Origin of the sequence: Micromonospora sp. 15K316 (assembly GCF_004348525.1) — a bacterium.
GTDB lineage: Bacteria > Actinomycetota > Actinomycetes > Mycobacteriales > Micromonosporaceae > Micromonospora.
This window is the reverse complement of record NZ_SMKG01000408.1, coordinates 1-1,536: the sequence shown is the minus strand read 5'-3', so window position 1 is coordinate 1,536 and position 1,536 is coordinate 1. Positions and strand designations below refer to the sequence as shown.

Below are 1,536 nucleotides of genomic sequence, written 5' to 3'. Positions count from 1 at the left end.
ACGGGGCGAGGTGGGCGTGGCCGGTCGTTCGGGAGCGCGCCGGGGCGCATAGGATGTGCGGTCATGGCACGCGTGCTCACTCCCCGTGCGGAGGACTTCCCCCGCTGGTACCAGGACCTGATCGCCAAGGCGAAGCTGGCCGACAACGGCCCGGTCCGGGGGACCATGGTGATCCGACCGGCCGGCTACGCCATCTGGGAGCGGATGCAGGCCGAGATGGACACGCGGATCAAGGCGGCCGGCGCGGAGAACGCGTACTTCCCGCTCTTCATCCCGGAGAACTACCTCAAGCGCGAGGCCGAGCACGTCGAGGGCTTCTCGCCGGAGCTGGCGGTGGTCACCCACGGCGGCGGCAAGCAGCTCGCCGAGCCGGTGGTGGTGCGCCCCACCAGCGAGACGGTGATCGGCGAGTTCATGGCCAAGTGGGTCGACTCGTACCGGGACCTGCCGCTGCTGCTGAACCAGTGGGCGAACGTGGTCCGCTGGGAGCTGCGCCCCCGGATCTTCCTGCGCACCAGCGAGTTCCTCTGGCAGGAGGGGCACACCGCGCACGCCACGCGGGAGGACGCGCGCGCGTACGCCCGGCGGATCCTGCACGAGGCGTACGAGGACCTGATGGTCAACGTGCTGGGCATTCCGGTGCTCGTCGGGCTCAAGACCTCCCGGGAGCGGTTCGCCGGGGCGATCGCCACCTACACCTGCGAAGGCATGACCGGCGACGGCAAGGCGCTACAGCTGGGCACCAGCCACGAGCTGGGCCAGAACTTCGCCAAGGCCTTCGACATCACCTACTCCTCGGCCGAGGGCGGCCGGGAGCACGCCTGGACGACCTCCTGGGGCACCTCGACCCGGATGCTCGGCGGCCTGATCATGTGCCACGGCGACGACAACGGGCTGCGGGTGCCGCCGAGGCTGGCGCCGGTGCAGGCGTACGTCATGGTGGTCAAGGAGGGCGAGGGTGTCGGCGAGGCGGCCGCCAAGCTGCGCGACGCGCTGCGCGACGCCGGCGTACGGGTGGCGCTGGACGACCGTACCGACACCCCGTTCGGCCGCCGGGCTGTCGACGCCGAGCTGCGCGGCTACCCGGTACGGGTCGAGGTCGGCCCGCGTGACCTCGCCGCCGGCAACGCCGTGGTGGTCCGCCGTACCGACGGCACGAAGACGCCGACGCCGGTCGCCGACGTGGTCGACGCGGTGCTGGCCGCGCTCACCACCGACCAGCAGGCGCTGCACGACGAGGCGTTGGCCTTCCGGGAGTCGCGCACCACCTCGGTGAACACTCTCGCCGAGGCGATCGAGGCGGCCGCGACCGGCTGGGCCCGGGTGCCGTGGTCCGCGGTGGGGGCCGAAGGTGAGGCCGAGGCGAACGGCCAGGGCGTCACCGTCCGCTGCCTGCTGCGTGCCGACGGCTCGGTTCCCGACACCGAGGACGAGCCCGACCTGGTCGCGATCCTCGCCCGTTCCTACTGAGCCGAATCGAGAGGGCCCCTTCCCGACGCCTCCGGCAGCGGGCGGGGGCCCTGTCAACGACGGGGG

The 1,536-nt window shown here is 72.3% G+C and carries 1 protein-coding gene; it reads left to right on the top strand.

The genetic code is table 11. From position 1 onward, the window contains the following. The first annotated feature begins 63 nt into the window (after nt 1-63). Nucleotides 64-1,470 carry a proline--tRNA ligase gene (gene proS / locus E1211_RS31995; RefSeq protein WP_132353967.1) on the top strand — a complete coding sequence of 469 codons (1,407 nt, stop codon included), beginning with the start codon at nt 64-66 and terminating at the stop codon, nt 1,468-1,470. Nucleotides 1,471-1,536: the final 66 nt, after the last annotated feature.

Excerpts from the sequence above, each read along its gene's own strand:
- proS (WP_132353967.1), top strand. The coding sequence starts at position 64 with ATGGCACGCGTGCTCACTCCCCGTGCGGAGGACTTCCCCCGCTGGTAC.